Source organism: bacterium, from assembly GCA_040753085.1.
In the GTDB taxonomy this organism is placed as follows: Bacteria; UBA9089; JASEGY01; order JASEGY01; family JASEGY01; genus JASEGY01.
In genome coordinates this window covers 1-20,409 of sequence record JBFMHI010000039.1, presented here as the reverse complement: position 1 = coordinate 20,409, position 20,409 = coordinate 1, and the positions used below count along the sequence as shown (strand labels likewise).

The window sequence follows — 20,409 nt, the reverse complement described above, 5'->3', positions numbered from 1 at the left end:
CGGTGATCGGTAATCGGTGATCGGTAATCGGTGATCGGTAATCGGTGATCGGTAATCGGTGATCGGTAATCGGTGATCGGTAATCGGTGATCGGTAATCGGTGATCGGTAATCGGTGATCGGTAATCAGTGATTGGTGATCGGTGATTGGTGATTGGTGATCGGTAATCGATGATCGGTAATCGGTGATTGGTGATCGGTAATCGGTGATCGGTAATCGGTGATTGGTGACTGGTGATCGGTGATCGGTAATTGGTGATCGGTGATCGGTGATTGGTGATCGGTAATCGGTGATCGGTAATCGGTGATCGGTAATCGGTAATCGATGATTGGTGATCGGTGATTGGTGATCAGTAATCGGTGATCGGTAATCGATGATTGGTGATCGGTGATTGGTGATTGGTGATCGGTAATCGGTGATCGGTAATCGGTGATCGGTAATCGGTGATCGGTAATCGGTGATCGGTAATCGGTGATCGGTAATCGATGATCGGTAATCGGTGATCGGTAATCGGTGATCGGTAATCGATGATCGGTAATCGGTGATCGGTAATCGATGATTGGTGATCGGTGATTGGTGATCAGTAATCGGTGATCGGTAATCGATGATCGATTGTGTCCTTTCCGTCCTTTGTGTCCTTTGTGTCCTTTCTGTCCTTTCCGTCCTTTGCTATAAGGCATAAATGAAGATAGACCCTGAACTATCAGAAGAATTAAGCCGTCTGGAGAAAGAGGGATTATACAGGCGGGCAAGGGTTATTGAAGAGCAGTCGCTCTCTCATCGGATTAAGATCGAGGGCAGGGAATTTCTGCTTTTCTGCTCCAATAATTATCTGGGCCTGACTCATCATCCCCGAGTAAGGGAGGCAGCCAAGGAGGCCATCGAACGATTTGGGACGGGTAGCGGCGCTTCTCCTCTTATTTCGGGCACCTACAGGCTGCATCGGGAATTAGAAGAAGAGATCGCTGCCTTTAAAGGCGTTGAAGCGGCCCTTCTGTTTCCCTCTGGTTATGCGGCCAACACAGGAATTATCCCCAGCCTGGTCGGAAAAGGCGATCTCGTTCTTTTGGACAAATTAAACCATGCCAGCCTTATTGATGGGGCCAAGCTAAGTGGGGCCGGGTTCCGGGTTTACCCCCACCGGGAGGTGGAGGCATTAGAGGAAATCCTGCTCAAAGAGCGGGGATACGGCCGCCGTCTTATTGTGACTGACGGGGTCTTCAGTATGGACGGCGACATTGCCCCCCTTCCGGAGATAGCGAAATTAGCTGAAAGATACGATTGTCTTCTTATGGTTGACGATGCCCATGCGACCGGAGTTATTGGCCAAGGAGGCCGAGGCACTGCCTCCCATTTTGGCCTTGAGGATAAAATAGATATTCAGATGGGAACCCTTTCCAAGGCCCTGGCTGGCGCAGGAGGGTTTGCCGCCGGCTCTAAGACCTTGATCGAATATCTGAGAAACAAGGCCAGGTCTTACATCTATTCTACAGCTCTTCCCCTTGGCACGGCCGCTTCGGCCTTAGCCGCCCTGAGAATAATCAGGGAGCAGCCGGATATTATCGAGAGACTATGGGAGAATACAAACTATTTCAGACAGCAACTTACGGGAGCCGGCCTTAATTCGGGCAAAAGTGAGACCCCCATTATCCCCCTTATCCTGGGGGAGGTTCAAGCCACCCTGAAAGCAGCCGCCAGGCTTTATCAGGACGGTATCCTTGTCCTTCCCATTCGGCCTCCCTCAGTTCCCAGAGGAAAATCTAGACTTCGTCTGACCCTGATGGCCACGCATTCAAAAGAGGATATCGATCTGGTGATGGGTAGCCTGGTGTCTCATAAAATGGGTAGGCTGGGAAATACCAGAGTACCAGACTAATTAAGCGGCTAACTTCTCCGCCTCGACTTTAGCCAGGTTCTCAAATCGGGTATATTTTTTGATAAAGGCTAATTTCACGGTTCCGACCGGGCCGTTTCGTTGCTTGCCGATAATAACTTCCGCAATACCTTCATTTTCTGGGGTAGGTTTATAGTACTCCTCCCGGTAAACAAAGGCCACCAGATCTGCATCCTGTTCTATGGCCCCGGACTCACGCAGATCAGCTAATTGGGGCCGGCGATCACTTCTGGTCTCCACGGCCCGGGAAAGCTGAGAAAGGGCAATAACCGGGATGTTCAGCTCCCTGGCGAGGGCCTTAAGGGAACGCGAAATCTCCGATATCTCCTGCTGCCGGGAATCAAACTCCCGTCTGGATTGCATCAACTGAAGGTAATCAATAATGATCAATCCGAGGGGTGCTTTGGCCATAAGACGTCTGGTTTTGGCCCTGACATCAAGGACAGTAATAGCCGGGGTGTCATCAATAAATATCTTTGATTGAGATAAAACCCCGGCCGCCGTAGTTAGTTTAGGCCAATCAGATTCAGAAAGGTAACCGGTCCGGAGACGATGAGCATCTACCCGAGCCTCGGCACATAACATCCGCTGCACCAGTTGATTGGCGCTCATCTCCAGGCTGAAAAGGGCTACGGGGGTAGCCTCTCTGATCCCCACGTGCTGAGCAATATTCAAGGCCAGCGATGATTTTCCCATGGAAGGTCGGCCGGCAATAATAATGAGGTCTGATTTCTGAAAGCCGGAAGTCTTGAGGTCAAAATCCCTGAAACCAGAGGCTATTCCGGTAACGTGCTCCTTGTGGGCATAGAGCTTTTCGATGGCCTCAAAGGAATCGTGGAGCATATCAGCTACAGGGATAACCCCCCTGGAAACCTTTCGCTGGGCAATGTCAAAGATCAACTGTTCTGCCTGATCAAGAACCAGGTCTACTTCTTTCTCTTCAGCGTATCCCATCCCCACGATCTCAGTAGCCGTAGCAATTAGTCTTCTCAGGAGGAACTTTTTAAAGACAATCCTGGCATAATAGGTCACATTAGCGGCGGTAGGAACACTGTTTAGGATTGAGGCCAGATTTGCGGCGCCTCCGGCGCTTTCCAATTCGCCCTTATCTCGAAGCCGATTGGTCAGGGTAGTAAGATCCACCGGTTCATTTCGCTCAAACAATTCGACCATGGCCGCATATATTCGCCGGTGACCATCCTTATAAAAGCTATCTACCGGAAGGAGTTCGATCACTTCAGGGATGGCTCCGGCGTCCATCATCATGGCACCCAGCACAGATACCTCTGCTTCCAGTGATTGGGGCGGAATCCGCTCCAGGTAAGAGACATCAGATTGATCCATCGTATATTCCACTCTGGTAACTCTATTCAGCCACAGATTTGCACAGATGAAACACTGAAAAATCCGTGAACCGTGTCCGTGATTCGTGTCCGTAAGGTGTTTATTGTAGGGGCAGGCCCCTGTGCCTGCCCTTCTTGGGTTGGGCAACCACAGGGGGTTGCACCTACTTGGGTTGGGCAACCACAAGGGGTTGCCCCTACTTGTGTTGGGCAACCACAGGGGGTTGCACCTACTTGGGTTGGGCAACCACAAGGGGTTGCCCCTACTCTGACCTCTGTCCTCTGTTATCTGCTATTTATCCGGGCTAATCCGTGTTAATCAGTGGCTGAATAGTTACCCCCCTCCGTAACTACTTAGGTAACCAGGTAATCGCTGATCAGTTATCGGTTCTCCTTTGCCCATAGCCTGCCCCCTCATAACCGATTACCTGATCACCGATTACCTGAGCCATTATTCCTCTTTGACTACCTTAATCTTTATCCCTGCCCTGACTCCACGATGGATATCTACCGGCACGGTGTATTCGCCCAGGACCTTTATGGGGTGTTCCATCTCGATTTTCTTTCTATCAACTTGTATCTCATGTTTAGCCAGGGCCTCGGCAATATCGTTGCTGGTGACCGAACCAAAAAGCCGGTCTGTTTCCCCGGCCGACCTGCTGATCATCAGGGTGAATTTACTCAGTTTGTCGGCTAATTTCAGGGCCATCTCGTGTTCCTGCTCAGCCTGGGAAAGGGCAATTCGTTTCTCCTGCTCCAACTCTTTCATAGCCGCTGGCGTAGACTTAACAGCCATGCCCCTGGGGATGAGGAAATTTCTGGCATACCCTGCCGCCACCTTTTTTACTTGTCCCCGGTCACCCAGGCCTTCTACTCTCTGTCTAAGAATAACTTCCATAATTAGTTGCCTCCTTTTCTCCTTTTGGGATTCACCTATAATCACTCCTCTGGTAAGACCACTCACTGAGATCAACTATAGTATAAATCCCATGATTTGTCAAGCTGCTTTATTTTGACTTTTCTCTACGCCCTTTGCCACTTCCTGAAGCCTTTTTGAGATAAAAAAATCTTGCTTTTTGCCCTTCATTGGGATATAATATACCCGCCTTATGATAGAATAGCAGGGCAGAGGTATCTTAATCAATATTTCGGGGGAGGTCAGTAATTGGTAAAAGGGCGATGAAAATGCCCGATGTGTCATTCCTGCGAAAGAATGTCACTCCTGCGAAAGCAGGAGCAGGAATCCAGAGTTGTCTGAGTATGAATTCCCGCTGCCCCTGATTAAATCAGGGGTTACCCCTACAGAAGCAAGGGCGGGAATGACAAAAAAGAAACATTTTCAGGAGAAACTTTACCTACAAATATTAACTTGACAAAGCCCTAGTTACCTCCCTTTATTGAGAGGATATGGGCAAAGTTTATTTGAGGAGGTGGTATCAAATGGGTAAACAGGAATCAGAGGGGAAATGTGGTTTTTGTGAAAATACCTTCAGCAAGGGAGGGATGACTAAACATCTGAAGTCGTGCGAACAAAGAAAGGTAGCTTCTGAAATATTATCGCCCGGAGGGAAGCTGCAAAAGACAAAACTCTTCCATCTTGTAGTTGAGGGACACGACTTACCGGAATATTGGATGCATCTCGAAGTGCCGGCTAAGGCCACCCTGGGAGACCTGGACGGTTTTCTCAGAAATATTTGGCTGGAATGCTGTGGGCACCTGAGCGCCTTTACCATCGAAGGGGTAAACTATGATGACGAGGGAGGTCTGGAGGTAACGCTGGGTGAGGCGCTTTCTCCCGGGATGAAGTTCTACCACGAATATGACTTTGGCTCTACTACCGAACTTTCTCTCAAGGTCGTCTCAGAACGAGAGGGCCAAGTGAGTGATGAGTCCATCCGGCTTATGGCCAGGAATAATCCTCCTTTGATAATGTGTGGGTCTTGTGGAAAACCGGCCACGCAAGTCTGTGTTGATTGTATTTGGGCAGGCAAAGGATGGCTGTGCAACAAGTGTGCTAAAAAGCATAAGTGCGGTGAAGATATGCTTCTGCCGGTCGTTAATTCCCCACGAGTGGGAATGTGCGGGTATACCGGAGAAGGAGAGTGGGAAGAGTAGTTATCAATTATTGAGGAAGGAAAACATCTATGAAAATCGATCTATATTCGGGAAAACAGGGCCTTGATTATCATCAAGTCCCACTTGATCGAATCAAGACAGCCGGGGTGCCGGCCTTTGCCCAGTATCAGCCTGATCTGGCTCAGCTAAAAGAGATGGCCGCCCCATATAACCATTTCAGCAAAATATTACTTATTGGTAATGGCGGATCTATTACCAGTTTTTGGGCCTTCTACAAGGCCTTAGCTATTTACAGATCCCCAAAGCAGGTGGAGATTCTTTCTACCATGGATCCTGACTTTGTTGACTATATTAAAGAAAATTTCGGTCCTGAAGAGACCCTGATTATTCCTATCAGTAAATCCGGTAATACCGTTGGAGTTCTGGAAGATCTTTTCGCCTTTGAGGGTTATACCATGCTCCCTATTACCTCGGAAGGAAAGGGGGCCCTTTATCAAATTGCCGTTCGGAGAGGACTGGACTATTTAGTTATCCCCGAACCAATTGGTGGACGTTTCTCCGGCCGAACCCCCTGCGGCTACTTTCCGGCCATCCTTTGTGGAATAGATATTGAAGGGATCGAAGCCGGCGCCCAAAAGATGTATCAACAATGTCATCCCTCGGTCGGAATAGAGGATAATCCGGCCCTTAAGGTGGCTTCCTTTCTCTATCTGCTTGATCAGGCTGGATATAGCGAGATATTCGCCCCTATTTACTCCCTTCAGTTAATCGGGTTCAATACCCTTCTGGTCCAGCTCATCCACGAAAGCTCCTGTAAAGAAGGCCGGGGACAAACTATCTACGGCAGCTTTGCCCCGGAATCTCAACATCATACCAATCAGCGATTCTTTGGGGGACGGCAGAATGTGGTCGGGTTCTTTGTAATTGCGGCTGAGCAAACACATACTGAGCTTATTACCCGCGTTCCCACTGATCTGGCTGAGATACCTTTAGGAGACCATACCCTGGGCAATCTATCCGGAATTCCCTTATCGGCTGCCCTTCGGTTTGAATATGAAGGCACCAAGGCCGACGCCGAAGATAAAGGGATACCCTATGCGGGAATTAACGTGGACAAGATCACGCCGGAAGAGGTAGGCTCACTCCTGGCCTTCTTTCACTACCTGGCGGTCTATGCCTCCCTGCTTCGGGGAGTCAATCCCTATGATCAGCCACAGGTGGAGGCCAGTAAGCGCATTAGCTACCGATTGCGAATGGATTACGATAGGCAGGGGTAGTAAATCCCTGGAACTCCTCAGATAATCGGTGATGAAGTCTAATATTCTAAGAATAATCGTATCTACTCAAAATCAAGTTGAAAAAGTAAGCTCATTACAGATTATAGTGCTATGGGTTAAGTTTCATCTCCTTTTGTCCTGACAGCGTCGGCATAAGAGCTTCCCCTCCCTTGATGGGAGGGGTTAGGGGAGGGTGAAATAACAAGAGTAATAATATTGCCCGCCAATTTCACCCTCACCCTATCCCTCTCCCATCAGGGGAGAGGGAATTTTGCTTTGTCTCCCAACTAACTGCTTAACTTAGTTTTGAGTAGTTACGAATAATCGTAACCGTTCACCACATGATGCTGGATGCTCGATGCTGGATGCTCGATGCTCGATCTTCGATGCTGGTAAAAGATCCAGTATCCAGGATCGAGCATCCAAGATCCAGGATCGAGCATCGAGCATCGAGGATCGAGGTTGTGTCTTTGTGCCTTAGGGGCTGAACGGTTACTTCTGATTAAAGACGCTATGAACTTTCAAGAGATTATCCTCAAGTTAGAATCCTTTTGGGCTGAGGCAGGTTGCCTCATTGGTCAGCCCTACGATCTGGAAGTGGGCGCCGGGACATTTAATCCAGCTACTTTCCTGCGGGTTATTGGACCTGAACCCTGGCGGGTGGCTTACGTAGAACCTTCCAGAAGACCCACCGATGGACGCTACGGAGAAAATCCCAATCGGCTGCAACACTACTACCAATATCAAGTGATTATTAAGCCCTCACCAGCTAATATCCAGGAGACCTACCTGGAAAGTCTGGTCAAGCTGGGCATTAATCCGCAAGAGCATGATATCCGGTTTGTAGAAGATGATTGGGAATCACCTACGCTGGGCGCCTGGGGCCTGGGCTGGGAAGTCTGGCTGGATGGAATGGAGATCACCCAGTTTACTTATTTCCAGCAGGTCGGGGGGATCGATCTTCATCCTGTTTCCGTGGAATTGACTTACGGTCTGGAGCGAATTGCCATGTATCTCCAGGAAAAGGACTCTGTCTTTGACCTTATCTGGGCTGGAGATATTACTTATGGTGATGTCCACCATCAAAGTGAAGTGGAAGGCTCAACTTATAACTTTGAAGTGGCGGATGTTGACCTCCTGCTCAAACTCTTCGAGCAATACGAGGCAGAAGCCCACCGGGTGGTGGAGGCGAATTTGGTCTTACCGGCTTATGACTACGTGATCAAGTGCTCCCATGTCTTTAATCTCCTTGAGGCCAGGGGGGCCATCAGTGTTACCGAACGGACAGGTTATATTGCCCGCGTTCGTAATCTGGCCAGACGATGCGCTCAGGCGTATTTGGAACAGCGAGAAAAGATGGGGTTTCCTCTGTTGAAAAAATAAGCAGATGAGGCCCCTCGTAAGGTTCTGATTTCACTTGACAGCTTCCTTTTTAGCTGTTATATTGCTAACCAGTATCTATTCAGCCACGAAGACACTAAGACACGAAGATTATAAGAATTATTCTTTAATAGCCCGGCAGAGCCGTAGCCCAGTAAAGCAGTAGTTAAAAACTTTTCTGCTCTGTGGCTCTCTACGACACATACATTTTAATAAGTGGCACAACACTTTGTGCCTTCGTGCCTTGGTGGCTGAATAGTTACGACCTGTGAAATAGGTTTATACAAATATCCCCCAATTAGGGTGAGAAAGAGAATAAACAGATCGCTCCTCTGGAGCTAATTTTTTATGAGAGATATATTCTACAAACATATCGCTCCTCTGGAGCTAACCTGAATAAAGCTCCATAGGAGCAATCTGTTTGTAGTATTTCGCAAAGGCAATATATTTGCAGCTCCGTAGGAGCGACCTGTTGTTAGTAATAGTAGAGCTTGAATATCTATGTCTATGGGAAGTTTCTTGCATTTTATTTAAACCTATTTCACAGGTCGAATAGTTACGCTAACCATTACTTAAGGTGAATACCGGAATGCGCCGCCGAGAGGCGGAGGAGGCAGAAATAGAAAAACCAACAGCAGTAGTAGTTAATGATGGAGGACCAAACGGCTATGGCGTCATCCTCAATTTAGGCCGGGCAGGCGTGCCTGTATTATCTGTTAATCCCGATCCTAAAGATATTACCTTTTACTCCAGATATGGGACTAAGGTTATCTCTCCTGAGTTTAAAGCCGAGGCTGAATTTATAGAGTTTCTGGCCGGTGTAGGGGAAAAATTAACCCCTAAACCGGTCTTATTTGTCACCGGAGATACACCCCTTCTGGTAATCTTAAGACATAGGCCTGAACTGGAAAAATATTTCCGTTTCCCTATCGCTGACCTGGAGATAGTAGAGAAGTTGGTAAACAAGAAGTATTTTTATCAGACATTGCAAGAAATAGGGGTAGAGCATCCCCGGACATATTTTCCCAGGCATATATCAGAAGTGGCCGCATTAAGCCAGAAACTCCAATACCCTTACATTGTTAAACCAGTCAATTCCAGGACCTTTAAACAAAAGTTCGGGGTTAAAATCTTCAAGGCCGATTCGGCCCAAGAGTTGATTGAATTATATAAAAAGGCCACCGAGGCAGGGGAAGAAGTAGTCCTGCAACAGGAAATTCCGGGTAAAGAGAGGTATCTGGTCTACACCTATTTTAATCGAAATTTAAAACCGGCCGCCATATCCTGTTACAAAAAGATACGCCTTTCACCCAGCCCTTATGGGAATGCCTGTGTATGTGAGACCATCTGGGAGCCGGAAGTAGTTAATTTTGTCCTGGAGGTTCTTACTAAACTTAAGTTTTGGGGGTTGGCCGAGCCGGAGGTGCAGCGGGACCCAAGAGATGGCCGGCTTAAATTGATTGAGATAAATGCTCGATCGACCACGGAAACCAGACTCTCAGCCGCCTTGGGAATGAATATGGAATTCCTGGCCTACTCCGAGTGCCTGGATAGCCCCATAAAAAACAAGCCAAGATTGGATAATGCCCTCCAACAGGAACCGGTTAAGTGGATAGATATAAGAGAGGATTTGTATACGGTTTTCTCACGCCAGGAGGGCTATCTGGCCCGTAAAGAGATAACGGTTGGGGAATGGCTAAAGTCCCTGAAGGGTAAGCGAGAGTATGCCATTTTGGCCTGGGAGGATCCTCTTCCCTTTGTGGTCCAATTTTTTAGATTCTTGAGTTCTATCTGGAGAGGTTCTAAGTAAGAGGTTTTCAGCGTTATGGTGGATAAAGAAAATAAAAGAGGGATACTAACTCAGATCCGGAACCCTCTCATTATTCTTTGCCTTGGCACTCCTTATAATAGAAGGTATCATTGGCCTTGTAATTGCCAAGTCAAAGATGACAGGCGAATATCAGTTTTATGCGGTGTGTATCATGGCGTTTTTATTCCTTGTGGTGGTTATTGCTGTAACTGTAATTACCATAAGATGGCCAAGACACCTCTACGAGGAAATAATCCATGAACTGGAGGTTACCAGATACCTTCAGGAGTTCATTAATACCAGAGGATTCCGTGATGTTATGGAGGATATCCTTGTATCCCGAATTAAGCCTGAATGTTTAGCTTATGATAAAAGCCATGAAAAGGAGGGATGAATGATGGATGATCCATTAAAAGATCCAATCGGCTCTTGTATATTAAGGGCTTTTGCTGGTCCCCAGAATATGTGGAGAACTCCCGGAGGCGTGGCGAGAGAAACAGGTTTATCTCTTGACACAGTAAACTCATATCTTAACCATAATCTATTCAGACAATCACCGTTGACACCAAACGGCACTCCTCTTTATACCCTGGCCTCCAGCCTTAAGTCTAAATTATGGCCCCATTAATAGTGAATAAATAGAAACCGTCAAGATATTACCTGATAAAGGGGACATTCTAATGAGTTTATTGGGGCCGTCTTCGGTTTTCAAATACTAAGGAGAAACATTAGTGCCAAAAGTAAGTGTAGTTATCCCGACCTATAATGCCGCCGCCTACCTGCCTGAAGCCATAGATTCTGTCCTGGCTCAAACCTTTCAGGATTACGAAATTATTGTGGTTGACGATGGGTCAACCGATAACACCAGAGAGGTGCTGGCACCTTATCAGGACAGAATTAGATACATCCATCAAGAGAATGCCGGTCCTTCTCCGGCTAAAAACAAAGGAATCAAAGAGGCCAGGGGTGAATTTGTAGCTTTTCTTGATGCCGATGATATCTGGCTGCCTGAAAAGCTCGCCCTTCAAATGGAGGTATTTGAAAATGACCCGGAAGTGTCTCTGGTTCATGCCAATGTAGTTCGGTTTGGAGAAAACTGGACAGAGTTAGAGGAAGCCCAATGGCAAGAGAGGATAGCCTCCCCTCGGCGACGTTTTACCGGTTATATCTTCCAGCCCCTTTTGATGCAAAATTTGATTTGCACCTCGGCGGCGGTGGTTAAAAAGAGCTGCTTTTTAGATGACGGGGAGGTAGGTTTCTTTGATCAGGAATTAGTTCGGGCAGAAGACCACGATCTGTGGTTAAGGATAGCCAGGAAGTATAAAATTGGCTACGTAGACCGACTTTTGGTTAGACATCGAGACCACCACGGGACCCTGAGCGAGAATATCGATGCCTTTTATGAGGCCAGATTCCTGGTATTTAACCGGCATGTCAAGTATCTGGAGCCGGCTCAAAGGGACAAATTAATCAAAAAGAAATGGCGACAGCTTTATTTTATGCACGGTTATGAGTATTTTGAAGCGGGAGATTTAAAGGGAGCCAGAACCAGATTCCTTAAGGCGATTAAATCCGGCCCCTTTAATCCCAGGGCGATCATCTATTATCTTCTGACCTTTTTGAGTTCCCCCCTGGTGAATCTTATTAAAAGGATTCGCCGGTTTATCAGGAGACAGTAGACAGGAGGGACTACTGTCTACTCTCTACTATATTGGATAAGGCGTTGGAAATATTACACGTATTAAATCACTCACTTCCCCATTATCTCACGGGATATAGTATTCGAAGCAAATATATCGTGGAGTTCCAGAAAAAACTGGGTCTTTCACCGACCGTAATCACCTCGCCTAAACATACCCAAGGGACCGAAGAGATGGATATGGTCGATGGAATTCCTTACTATCGGTCCCGACTCAGCACGCCCAAGACCATCCCTTACTTAACTGAAATGGCTATAATGATATCCCTTCGGAATGATATCCTGGCCCTTTTAAAAAAACATCCCTTTCAGATTGTCCACGCTCATTCGCCTGTTCTTTGCGGCGCTCCCGCTCTAAATGCCGCCAAAAGGCACCAGATCCCTACCGTCTACGAGGTCAGGGCCTTATGGGAGGAAGCGGCCGTAGAAAGCGGTAAATCCGTGACGGGGTCGCTCAGATACCTTTTAACCGGGGTGATTGAATTAGGGTTACTAAAAAGAGTGAATATGATCACGACTATTTGCCAGGGGTTAAAGGATAATTTGGTAAAAAGAGGGCTGAATGAAGAAAAGATAGAGGTCATTCCCAACGGGGTTGATACCTTCAAGTTTTACCCCCGGCTTAAAAAGCGGCCTCTATTAGAAGAATATGGCTTAACTCACCGGTTGGTCGTAGGATTTATCGGGAGCTTCTTTAAATTCGAAGGCCTGGAATTTCTGGTCAGGGCGGCTCCCAAGATCTTGAAAAGATATCCCCAAACCCGTTTTCTCTTGATCGGGGGGGGCGAGGATGAGGAAAATCTAAAGAAGACCGTGATGGACCTGGGGGTAGGTAAAGAGGTTATCTTTACCGGCCGGGTGCCGCATGATCAGATCTTGGACTATTATTCCCTCATTGATATCCTAGTCTACCCTCGAATTAGCACGCCGCTGACTAATCTGGTAACCGGCCTCAAGCTGCTGGAGGCGATGTCTATGGAGAAGGCCGTGATCGCCAGCGATGTGGGCGGCAACAAGGAACTGGTTAAAGATGGCCGGACAGGTCTTCTCTTTCAGGCAGAAGAGGTAGATGATCTGGTTTCAAAGTGCCTTGATTTGATCGGCAATGAAGACCGAAGAAAGGCGATGACTGTGGAAGCCCGGCGGGATATGGTTAATCACCGGGATTGGGCCAAAATCGTCCCCAAATATCGGGAGGTATACCACAAGTGCTTAAAGTTATAAATGTAGTTGGTGCCCGACCAAATTTTATGAAGATTGCCCCCCTAATGGATCAGATGAAAAAACACCGAGAGATTACTCCCATCCTGCTCCACACAGGTCAGCATTATGATGATATGATGTCGGACGTATTTTTTGAGGAGCTAAGGATACCTAAACCAGACCTGTATTTGGGGGTTGGTTCGGCCAGCCATGCCGAACAGATGGCCAGAATAATGATGGAGTTTGAGCGGGTAGTCCTTAAGGAAAGGCCGGATTTAATCGTAGTGGTAGGAGACGTCAATTCGACTATGGCCTGTAGCTTGGTGGCGGTAAAGCTTCTCATCCCGGTGGCCCACGTTGAGGCCGGTTTGAGGAGTTTTGATCGGACTATGCCCGAAGAGATCAACCGATTAGTCACTGATTCTCTGAGCGATTATCTATTTACCACCTGTGAAGAAGCCAATGAAAATCTTCGGCGTGAAGGCATACCTGAGGAAAAGATATTCTTTGTGGGCAACGTGATGATCGATACCCTGATGAAAAATATAGACCGGATAAAATCACGGGGCGTCTTAGAAAAACTGGGATTGGAAGCCCAGGGCTTTACCCTTTTGACCCTTCATCGACCAAGCAATGTGGATGTAAAAGAGACCCTCCAGGGCATTCTGGAGGCCCTGGCTGAACTTCAGACCAAAATTAAGATCGTCTTTCCCATCCATCCCCGAACCACTAAACAGCTCAAAAAGTTTAAACTCTGGGAAATGGCCGAAGGGATGAAGAATCTTATGTTAATAGATCCCCTGGGCTACCTCGATTGTTTAGCCCTGGCCAGTCAATCAAGGTTTGTGATGACCGACTCTGGGGGGCTTCAGGAAGAGACCACGGTGTTAGGGGTTCCCTGCCTTACCCTGAGGGAAAATACAGAAAGACCAGTGACGGTGAGGGAAGGGACAAATGTGGTGGTGGGTATGGATAAGGCACGGATCATCCAGGAGGGAGGCAATATCCTGATAGGTGGCGGAAAAAGGGGACAAAGCCCCAAGCTCTGGGATGGCCACGCGGCCGCCAGGATAGTGGATATCTTGACTTCGCATTTGCCTGGTGGCTGAGAAGCCTAAAAGAAAGTGGGATCATCCCCAAGCTTGATCTCACTGGATTCCCTTCAGCCTGGTCACCAAGACCAATGCGACCATCGATATCTACAGCCTTTCGGGTCAATTGATCCGGATCTTGAATTTAGGCGAGAAGGAGCCAGGTTACTATACGGCTAAAGCCGGTGAGTCTCATGTTATTCCTCTTTAATCTTCCTTTTTATTTTTTCAGATAACAATTTCTCTAACTTTGGGTATCTTTGTACTAAACGTCTTATATCTAACAAGTCCTTAGCCCGCTTTAATTCATTTCGTTCTAAGTCCTCATAAGCCCAAATCTTCCCTTGCAAAATATCCTCTTTCCCTGCAAGGCGCATAGTGTATCCTAATAGATTACATACTTCTGCTTTTTTTAAGAATTCTTGATATCTTTCATCGCGTTGGATTTGCAGTCTCAAATCCGATGCTTTATGGGTAATCTCCCATGTATGGGGATGCGTCTTCACTCGATAGTTTCTTTTTTTTAGGTCTTCTTTTAACTTTTCTATCCCCTCTACTATTACTACACAATCAAAATCCAAAGTAAGTAATGGTTCACAATGGGCATTTATTGCCACACCTCCTATAACGCAGTAATGGATTTTTTTGCTATGGAGTATATCTAAAAAGTCGCTAATTAAATCTGTTTTTGAGTTACTTATTTTATTGTAAAACTCTTGTTTAGTCATCTCTTATGAAGTCTCTTCCTCTTTATTGAATATTTTTGACTATTATTTTCATTGCACATTTTGGGGATATTACTGATTAAGGTGAGGCAGTAATCGATCTTTCAGCCTGTCTTTTTATTCTCTCTCAACCCACTGCTGGTATGTCTCTTTAAACTCTTGCCAGAATTCAGTCCGTCTGACATCATTGATAGTGACATAAATCATCAAAAGCACCAGTAAAGCCAAGCCGACCTGTTGGGCGAACTCATGAACTTTAGTATCCAGCTTTTTCCCCCTGATACGCTCTACCCCGAAAAACACGATATGTCCTCCATCGAGGATAGGAATAGGCAGAAGATTAAGCACTCCCAGATTGGCGGAAAGAAAGGCAATAAAAACCAGGAAGGCGGCCAAACCTCCTCGGGCCTGTTCTCCGGCCATCTGGGCAATACCTAAGGGACCGGCCAGGAGTTTGGCGGATAATTGTCCGGTGATTAATCGACTAAGGACAAAAAACACGGTTTTAGTGGCATTCAGGGTGCCTTCTACACTCCGCACCATGGCCTCTATCGGCCCAAATCTTTTAACCATCATCGGAAGACCGACCCCAATCAGTCCGACCCTAATGGCCTCTCCTTTTTCATTCATACCTTCCGCGGCTACCGGCGTGATCCGAATAGTAAAGGTCTCCTCTCCCCGTTTTATCCCCAGAGTTATCTCCTGATCCGGAAACTGATGAATAAGATTAGCCATCTCTTCCCATTGGCTGACAGGTCTTCTATTAATCTCCGTAATTAGATCTCCTTCCCGCAGACCGCCTTCCTTAGCCGGGGAGCCTTCTTTCAGGCTGCCTATCTTAGAAGGAAGAAAAGGCTCCAGCCCCGCCCTACCCAATCCGGTCTCTTCATCTTTTTCTACCGGAAGCTGAATCATCAACTTTTCTCCTTGCCGGGAGATAAGCACCTCAAGCGATTCACCCGGAGCTTTAATAATTAATTCGGATATATCGGTCCAATCTTCAATCTCTTGGTCATTTATCTTGAGGACATAATCTCCGGCTTTTAAACCTGCCTTAGCCCCAGCCGACCCCTCCTGAATCTTACCTATCCGGTTAGTGATATGAAGGCTGGGGATGCCTAACATAAAAACCAGCCAGTAAACCAAGACGGCCAACAGAAGGTTCATCGCTGCCCCGGCAAAGACGATCTTGATTCTTGGCCAAGGTGGTTTGGCAAAAAATTCATATCCCTCCCCGCTCAAAGGTTCATCCGGGTTATCTCCGGCCATCCGGATATAACCTCCTAACGGCACCAAAGATAATCGATACAGGGTGTCTCCCCGTGTAATTCCGATTATCTTTGGGCCAAATCCGAGGGAGAATTCCTTCACCCTGACTCCATTACGCTTGGCTATGATAAAATGTCCGAATTCGTGAAATAGGATGACTACCCCTAAGGCCACGGCAGCCGCTAAAATAGTAATAATCAAAAGATACTCCTCCTTTCTAAAGACAGAAGACAGAAGACAGAGCACAGCTTCTGATCTGTAATCTGGGTTCGTAACTATTCAGCCACAGATTTACACGGATGAAACACTGATTTTTTTGTAAGTGTCCAGCCACGTGTCTTCGTGCCTTGGTGGCTGAACGGTTACAACTCATTCTATTTTATCCGTGCTAATCCGTGTCAATCAGTGGCTGAATAATTACCTGGGTTCTATGTTCTGTGTTCTGTTATTATATCGCAAGCCGGCAAAAAATACAAGGAAATTATTTCAGTGAGCGATTTTTCTTGACACATTTGCTCCCAATAAGTATAATACCCTTAAGGAGTAGACCCTGGACAATATATGATCGACGTAACCGTTCAGGTATACTGCACGGATTAGCACAGATAAATAACACAGGACAGAAGGCGGAAGTGTAGGGACAGGGCTTGTCCCTGTCCGTGCTTGTCCCTGTCCGTGCTTGTCCCTGTCCGTTCCGTAGACGGACAACCACAAGGGTTGTCCCTACAGCCTAAGGACAGACCCTAATCACGGACACGGCTCACGGATTTTCCGTGTTTCATCTGTGTGCATCTGTGGCTGAACGGTTACTGATCGACATTGCAAAGCGCGAAGGTATTCAAGTCATTGAGGTAGAACTATGATGGTTTACTCTTACGTTGAAGTGCGAGAGCGGCTTTCGGCTTTATTGGAGAGAGCCTTAACCGAAGGGCAGGTCAAATTCAGAAGCCGAGATGGGCGAGTGTTCATCATTCGCCCAGAGCAACCGCTCAAAACATCGCCTTTTGACGTGCGGAGCGTCAAGCTCCCGATAACTAAACTCGATATCCTCGAAGCCATTCGAGAAAGTCGGGCAAGATTTTAGTCGGCACAGTGGCGCCCAACACCGCCTCCAGCCGACTCGCGCTCCGCTTCGCTCTGGGCGAGCGGCTGATACCCACGATCGATAGATAGAGGGCGCCAGTAGTCTCTTCCTACGCGGTCGCGGCTGGGATCGGTTTTGAGATAGGCTCTAAATACTAACTACTGTCTACTGTGATGGTTAATGGCCAGACTAACTATAAAGAAAGATGATGAACTTATCGCTGAGTTTCCCATCGAAAGCCGGGCTACCCGGATTGGACGGGATGAAGGAAATGATATTGTCCTTCCGGGCGAAGAAGTATCGCGCTTTCATTCCCGGATAATTAAAACCGACAGTGGTTGCCTTATCGAAGACCTGGGAAGCGCCAAAGGGACTTATGTTAATGATAACGAAATCTCTCATGCATACCTGTCTGATGGAGATGTAATATTTCTTGGGGAATATACCCTTTACTTTCACCTGTCTAAAACTGAGCAAGAAGCCATTGCTGTCCCACCTGAAACGTTCAAGGAAGAGACAACTGCCCCCCCTGAACCGGCTAAGGTTCTTCCTTCTGAGGAAGAATCAGTTCCGGCTCCTGAAGTTGAACCCACTGAACCTCTTATTACGGAAGAAAAACAAGCTTCGATTCCTAAAGAAACTGAACTGCCTGAGGCCCCTCATCCGGAGGAAGAACCGGCTCTGGTTCCGGCAGAAATTCGCCCTAAAATTACCCGTCCCTCAACTACTAAAGGTATCCCCTGGGGAAAAATCATCCTGATTATTCTTTTTCTGTCAGGAGGATTATGGGCCACTTATCTGCTTCTACCCAAACCTACGCCGCCTGAAGTCCTTTTGGCCCGGGGAGTAAACTTAGCTAAAGAGGGTGAATATGAAATGGCCATCTCCAAGTGGGAAATGATTCCGAAGGATCAGCCTGAGCATAAAACTGCCCTGGAATATATCAAAAGAGCCACCGAACGTTTAGCGACCGTTGAACTTCAGGAAAAGACCGGGGCTGAATCATCTGAACTAAAGGAAACACAAGCAGCCGACACCGGGGGAAGGGTGTTGGAAAGGATGGGTGAAGAGGAAGTTCGCCCTTCCCTTGAGACCATAAAATCTGAAAAAACAACCACAGCCGCCGATAGCCTTTTAAGTCCTCCAAAACAAGCCCCGCCTCCGGAACCAAAAGTCGAAAAAGCCGAGGTTAAACCTGAAGCGTCTCCAGCCCAAAAGGCCGTTGACAGAAAAAACCAGAGTGAAGAGGCGCTGGCGGCTTACAACGATGGTATTAAGGCTCTGGAAATCGGAGACTTAGAGGGGGCTGCCTCTCTTTTCAGGAAAGCCGTCGCCCTTAACCCCTCTTTGAAAAAGGCTCAAGGAAAGCTAACCGCGGTTGAATCCAGACTTAGTGAAGCCAGGCAACATATAGATCAAGCCTTGGAAGCCGAAAATGAAAAGAATTGGACTAAGGCTTTAACTGAATGGAAAAGGGTGGCTGATCTGATCAGGGACCCTATTCATCCCATCTATAAGACAGCCGCGGACGGACAGGTTAGAGCGAAACGAGGTCTGGCCGTAAATCACTTGAGCCGGGGCAGGGCGCTGGCTAAACAAGGCGAAGTTACTCAAGCCATAAAAGAGTTCGAGCAAGTTATTACCTTGCAACCGGAAACTAAATTAGCCGATAATGCTCGGCAAGAATTAACCCAGGTTCAGGAAAGACTCTCAGAATTACTAGAACCCAGGTATAACGAGGCGGTTAAATATTATGAACAGCGTCAGTTGCCCGAGGCTCTGAGTAAATTTCAGGAAATCACTCGCATCCAATCTGATTATCGTGACGTTTCGGCTACGGTCTCTAAGATAAAATTGGCCCTGATTGAGAGGGCCAAAGGGCTTTACGTGGAAGGCCTTCAACTGAGGGCACAGCGTCAAGATGAAGAGGCCAAAAAGAAATGGCAAGAGATTATCCGGCTCCTATCCCCGATGCCTGATAGTGAATATTATCAAAAGGCAAAAAAACGACTGCAAGAATAGGACGCAGAGGATAGAAGGTAGGTAACCGTTCAGGTATGCACGAATTAGCACGGATAAATAACACAGGACAGAAGGCGGAAGTGTAGGGACAGGGCTTGTCCCTGTCCGTGCTTGTCCATGTCCGTTCCGTAGACGGACAACCACAAGGGTTGTCCCTACAGCCTAAGGACAGACCCTAATCACGGACACGGCTCACGGATTTTCCGTGTTTCATCTGTGTGCATCTGTGGCTGAACGGTTACGAAGGTAGTTACTATCGACAAATGATTAGGATAGCGGCGGTCATAGGTCTGTTAGGGATTTTGGTCGGCGGGATTTGGGTAGTTAAAACAGGAGGCGATAAGGTGCTCTGGAAAAAAGAGGAGGCGTCCTCATCTCGAATAGGCCATTATTCGGAGAGAGACAAGATAGTCCTTCCTCCGCCGAAGACCAGTGGCCTGGTATCAGTTGAGGCAGCTATTGCCAAAAGGAGGTCTGAGCGGGATTTTTCTACCCAAGCGGTGGAAGTTGAAAAACTCTCTCAACTCCTCTGGGCGGCTCAGGGGATAACGGATGAGGTGGGTGGATTCAAACGGGCGGCCCCTTCGGCCGGGGCATTGTATCCCCTGGAGCTTTTCATCATCATCGGCCAGGTGTCTGCCCTGGAACCAGGACTCTATCATTATCTACCTTTTCTTCATAAACTTGAATTGATCGAATCCGGTGATCTCAGGGGCCGACTGGCCAGAGCGGCTCTTTCTCAACAATTCATTGCCGCTGCCCCTTTATCTATTGTTATTACGGCTGAGTATGAACGTGTTACCGGAAAGTACGGTCAGAGAGGCGTGACTTACACTCATATTGAGGTAGGCCATGTGGGGGAGAATCTATTTTTACAGGCTGAGGCCCTTGGTCTGGCTACCGTCCCTGTCGGCGCCTTTTACGATGAGCCGGTAAGCCAACTCCTTAAGTTATCTTCAGACCTTACACCGCTTTACATTATGCCCTTTGGGTATCCGAGGCGCTGAGATGGCGGATGGCAGGTTACGGATGGCATAGATATCCAATGTGTAACTATTCAGCTACTAAGGCACAAAGATTACAAATAATAGCACACGGATGACACAGATTTTGGCGGATTCTCATCACGGATTTTTTCTAATAAATTTGAAACCGTTCAGGTATAGCTGCACGGATTAGCACGGATAAATAACACAGGACAGAAGGCGGAAGTGTAGGGACAGGGCTTGTCCCTGTCCGTGCTTGTCCATGTCCGTTCCGTAGACGGACAACCACAAGGGTTGTCCCTACAGCCTAAGGACAGACCCGAATCACGGACACGGCTCACGGATTTTCCGTGTTTCATCTGTGTGCATCTGTGGCTGAACGGTTACATAAATTTTTATCCGTGTCAATCCGTCTCATCCGTGTAACCTGACTTTCGCCAATACAAAATCTCTACATTGCAACTCTTTCTATTATAAATAGTTACAGGTGCAGAGTTGTATTGCCTAATAATATTCTAAAGCTTGTGTCATAAGATGCCGATATTTATTA

At 47.3% G+C, this 20,409-nt stretch carries 18 protein-coding genes; 13 read left to right on the top strand and 5 right to left on the bottom strand.

Translation table 11 applies throughout. The features are described from left to right. Nucleotides 1-682: 682 nt before the first annotated feature. The gene (gene bioF, locus AB1797_06285; protein ID MEW5767222.1) at nucleotides 683-1,876 is read left to right on the top strand and encodes an 8-amino-7-oxononanoate synthase; all 1,194 of its coding nucleotides are present in this window, start codon (nucleotides 683-685) and stop codon (nucleotides 1,874-1,876) included. On the opposite strand, the gene dnaB is transcribed toward bioF, so the two are convergent. After that, on the bottom strand, nucleotides 1,877-3,238 hold the full coding sequence (gene dnaB, locus AB1797_06280; protein ID MEW5767221.1) for a replicative DNA helicase: 1,362 nt from the start codon (nucleotides 3,236-3,238) through the stop codon (nucleotides 1,877-1,879). It abuts the gene before it with no gap. A gap of 450 nt (nucleotides 3,239-3,688) precedes the next feature. After that, a complete protein-coding gene (rplI, locus tag AB1797_06275) occupies nucleotides 3,689-4,135 on the bottom strand; it encodes a 50S ribosomal protein L9 (GenBank protein MEW5767220.1) in 447 nt (148 codons plus the stop codon). Nucleotides 4,136-4,677: 542 nt separating this feature from the next. Between rplI and AB1797_06270 the strand changes: the two genes are divergently transcribed. Next, nucleotides 4,678-5,352, top strand: coding sequence for a hypothetical protein (locus AB1797_06270; protein ID MEW5767219.1), 675 nt, complete (start codon nucleotides 4,678-4,680; stop codon nucleotides 5,350-5,352). A gap of 29 nt (nucleotides 5,353-5,381) precedes the next feature. Further along, nucleotides 5,382-6,590 (top strand): hypothetical protein, encoded by a 1,209-nt coding sequence (locus tag AB1797_06265; protein ID MEW5767218.1) that lies wholly within the window; start codon nucleotides 5,382-5,384, stop codon nucleotides 6,588-6,590. 116 nt (nucleotides 6,591-6,706) lie between these two features. Here AB1797_06265 and AB1797_06260 read toward each other — a convergent pair whose 3' ends face one another. Next, nucleotides 6,707-6,829 (bottom strand): hypothetical protein, encoded by a 123-nt coding sequence (locus AB1797_06260; protein MEW5767217.1) that lies wholly within the window; start codon nucleotides 6,827-6,829, stop codon nucleotides 6,707-6,709. Nucleotides 6,830-6,931: 102 nt separating this feature from the next. On the opposite strand from AB1797_06260, the gene AB1797_06255 reads away from it, so the two are divergent. The 8 genes from AB1797_06255 (at nucleotide 6,932) to wecB (ending at nucleotide 13,791) form a co-directional block, all read left to right on the top strand. After that, complete coding sequence (locus AB1797_06255; GenBank protein MEW5767216.1) at nucleotides 6,932-7,078, top strand: hypothetical protein; 147 nt, start codon at nucleotides 6,932-6,934, stop codon at nucleotides 7,076-7,078. 25 nt (nucleotides 7,079-7,103) lie between these two features. Continuing rightward, complete coding sequence (glyQ, locus tag AB1797_06250) at nucleotides 7,104-7,973, top strand: glycine--tRNA ligase subunit alpha (GenBank protein MEW5767215.1); 870 nt, start codon at nucleotides 7,104-7,106, stop codon at nucleotides 7,971-7,973. A gap of 586 nt (nucleotides 7,974-8,559) precedes the next feature. Next, nucleotides 8,560-9,780, top strand: coding sequence for a hypothetical protein (locus AB1797_06245; GenBank protein MEW5767214.1), 1,221 nt, complete (start codon nucleotides 8,560-8,562; stop codon nucleotides 9,778-9,780). 82 nt (nucleotides 9,781-9,862) lie between these two features. Further along, a complete protein-coding gene (locus AB1797_06240; GenBank protein MEW5767213.1) occupies nucleotides 9,863-10,174 on the top strand; it encodes a hypothetical protein in 312 nt (103 codons plus the stop codon). After that, a complete protein-coding gene (locus AB1797_06235) occupies nucleotides 10,175-10,408 on the top strand; it encodes a hypothetical protein (protein MEW5767212.1) in 234 nt (77 codons plus the stop codon). It abuts the gene before it with no gap. Nucleotides 10,409-10,511: 103 nt separating this feature from the next. Then, the gene (locus tag AB1797_06230; GenBank protein MEW5767211.1) at nucleotides 10,512-11,459 is read left to right on the top strand and encodes a glycosyltransferase; all 948 of its coding nucleotides are present in this window, start codon (nucleotides 10,512-10,514) and stop codon (nucleotides 11,457-11,459) included. Nucleotides 11,460-11,503: 44 nt separating this feature from the next. Continuing rightward, on the top strand, nucleotides 11,504-12,703 hold the full coding sequence (locus tag AB1797_06225) for a TIGR04063 family PEP-CTERM/XrtA system glycosyltransferase (protein ID MEW5767210.1): 1,200 nt from the start codon (nucleotides 11,504-11,506) through the stop codon (nucleotides 12,701-12,703). Further along, a complete protein-coding gene (gene wecB, locus AB1797_06220; protein MEW5767209.1) occupies nucleotides 12,688-13,791 on the top strand; it encodes a UDP-N-acetylglucosamine 2-epimerase (non-hydrolyzing) in 1,104 nt (367 codons plus the stop codon). Before AB1797_06225 ends, wecB begins: the two co-directional genes overlap by 16 nt. 179 nt (nucleotides 13,792-13,970) lie before the next feature. Here wecB and AB1797_06215 read toward each other — a convergent pair whose 3' ends face one another. Both AB1797_06215 and rseP read right to left on the bottom strand, forming a co-directional pair. Beyond that, nucleotides 13,971-14,501, bottom strand: a complete 531-nt coding sequence (locus AB1797_06215) for a hypothetical protein (protein MEW5767208.1) — start codon at nucleotides 14,499-14,501, stop codon at nucleotides 13,971-13,973. A 114-nt stretch (nucleotides 14,502-14,615) separates the two neighbouring features. Then, entirely contained in the window at nucleotides 14,616-15,968 is a 1,353-nt protein-coding gene (rseP, locus tag AB1797_06210; protein ID MEW5767207.1) for an RIP metalloprotease RseP, read from the bottom strand. A 1,063-nt stretch (nucleotides 15,969-17,031) separates the two neighbouring features. Between rseP and AB1797_06205 the strand changes: the two genes are divergently transcribed. Continuing rightward, nucleotides 17,032-18,873: an FHA domain-containing protein gene (locus AB1797_06205; protein ID MEW5767206.1), complete on the top strand. Its 1,842-nt coding sequence runs from the start codon at nucleotides 17,032-17,034 to the stop codon at nucleotides 18,871-18,873. A gap of 263 nt (nucleotides 18,874-19,136) precedes the next feature. After that, a complete protein-coding gene (locus AB1797_06200) occupies nucleotides 19,137-19,880 on the top strand; it encodes a SagB/ThcOx family dehydrogenase (GenBank protein ID MEW5767205.1) in 744 nt (247 codons plus the stop codon). Nucleotides 19,881-20,409: the final 529 nt, after the last annotated feature.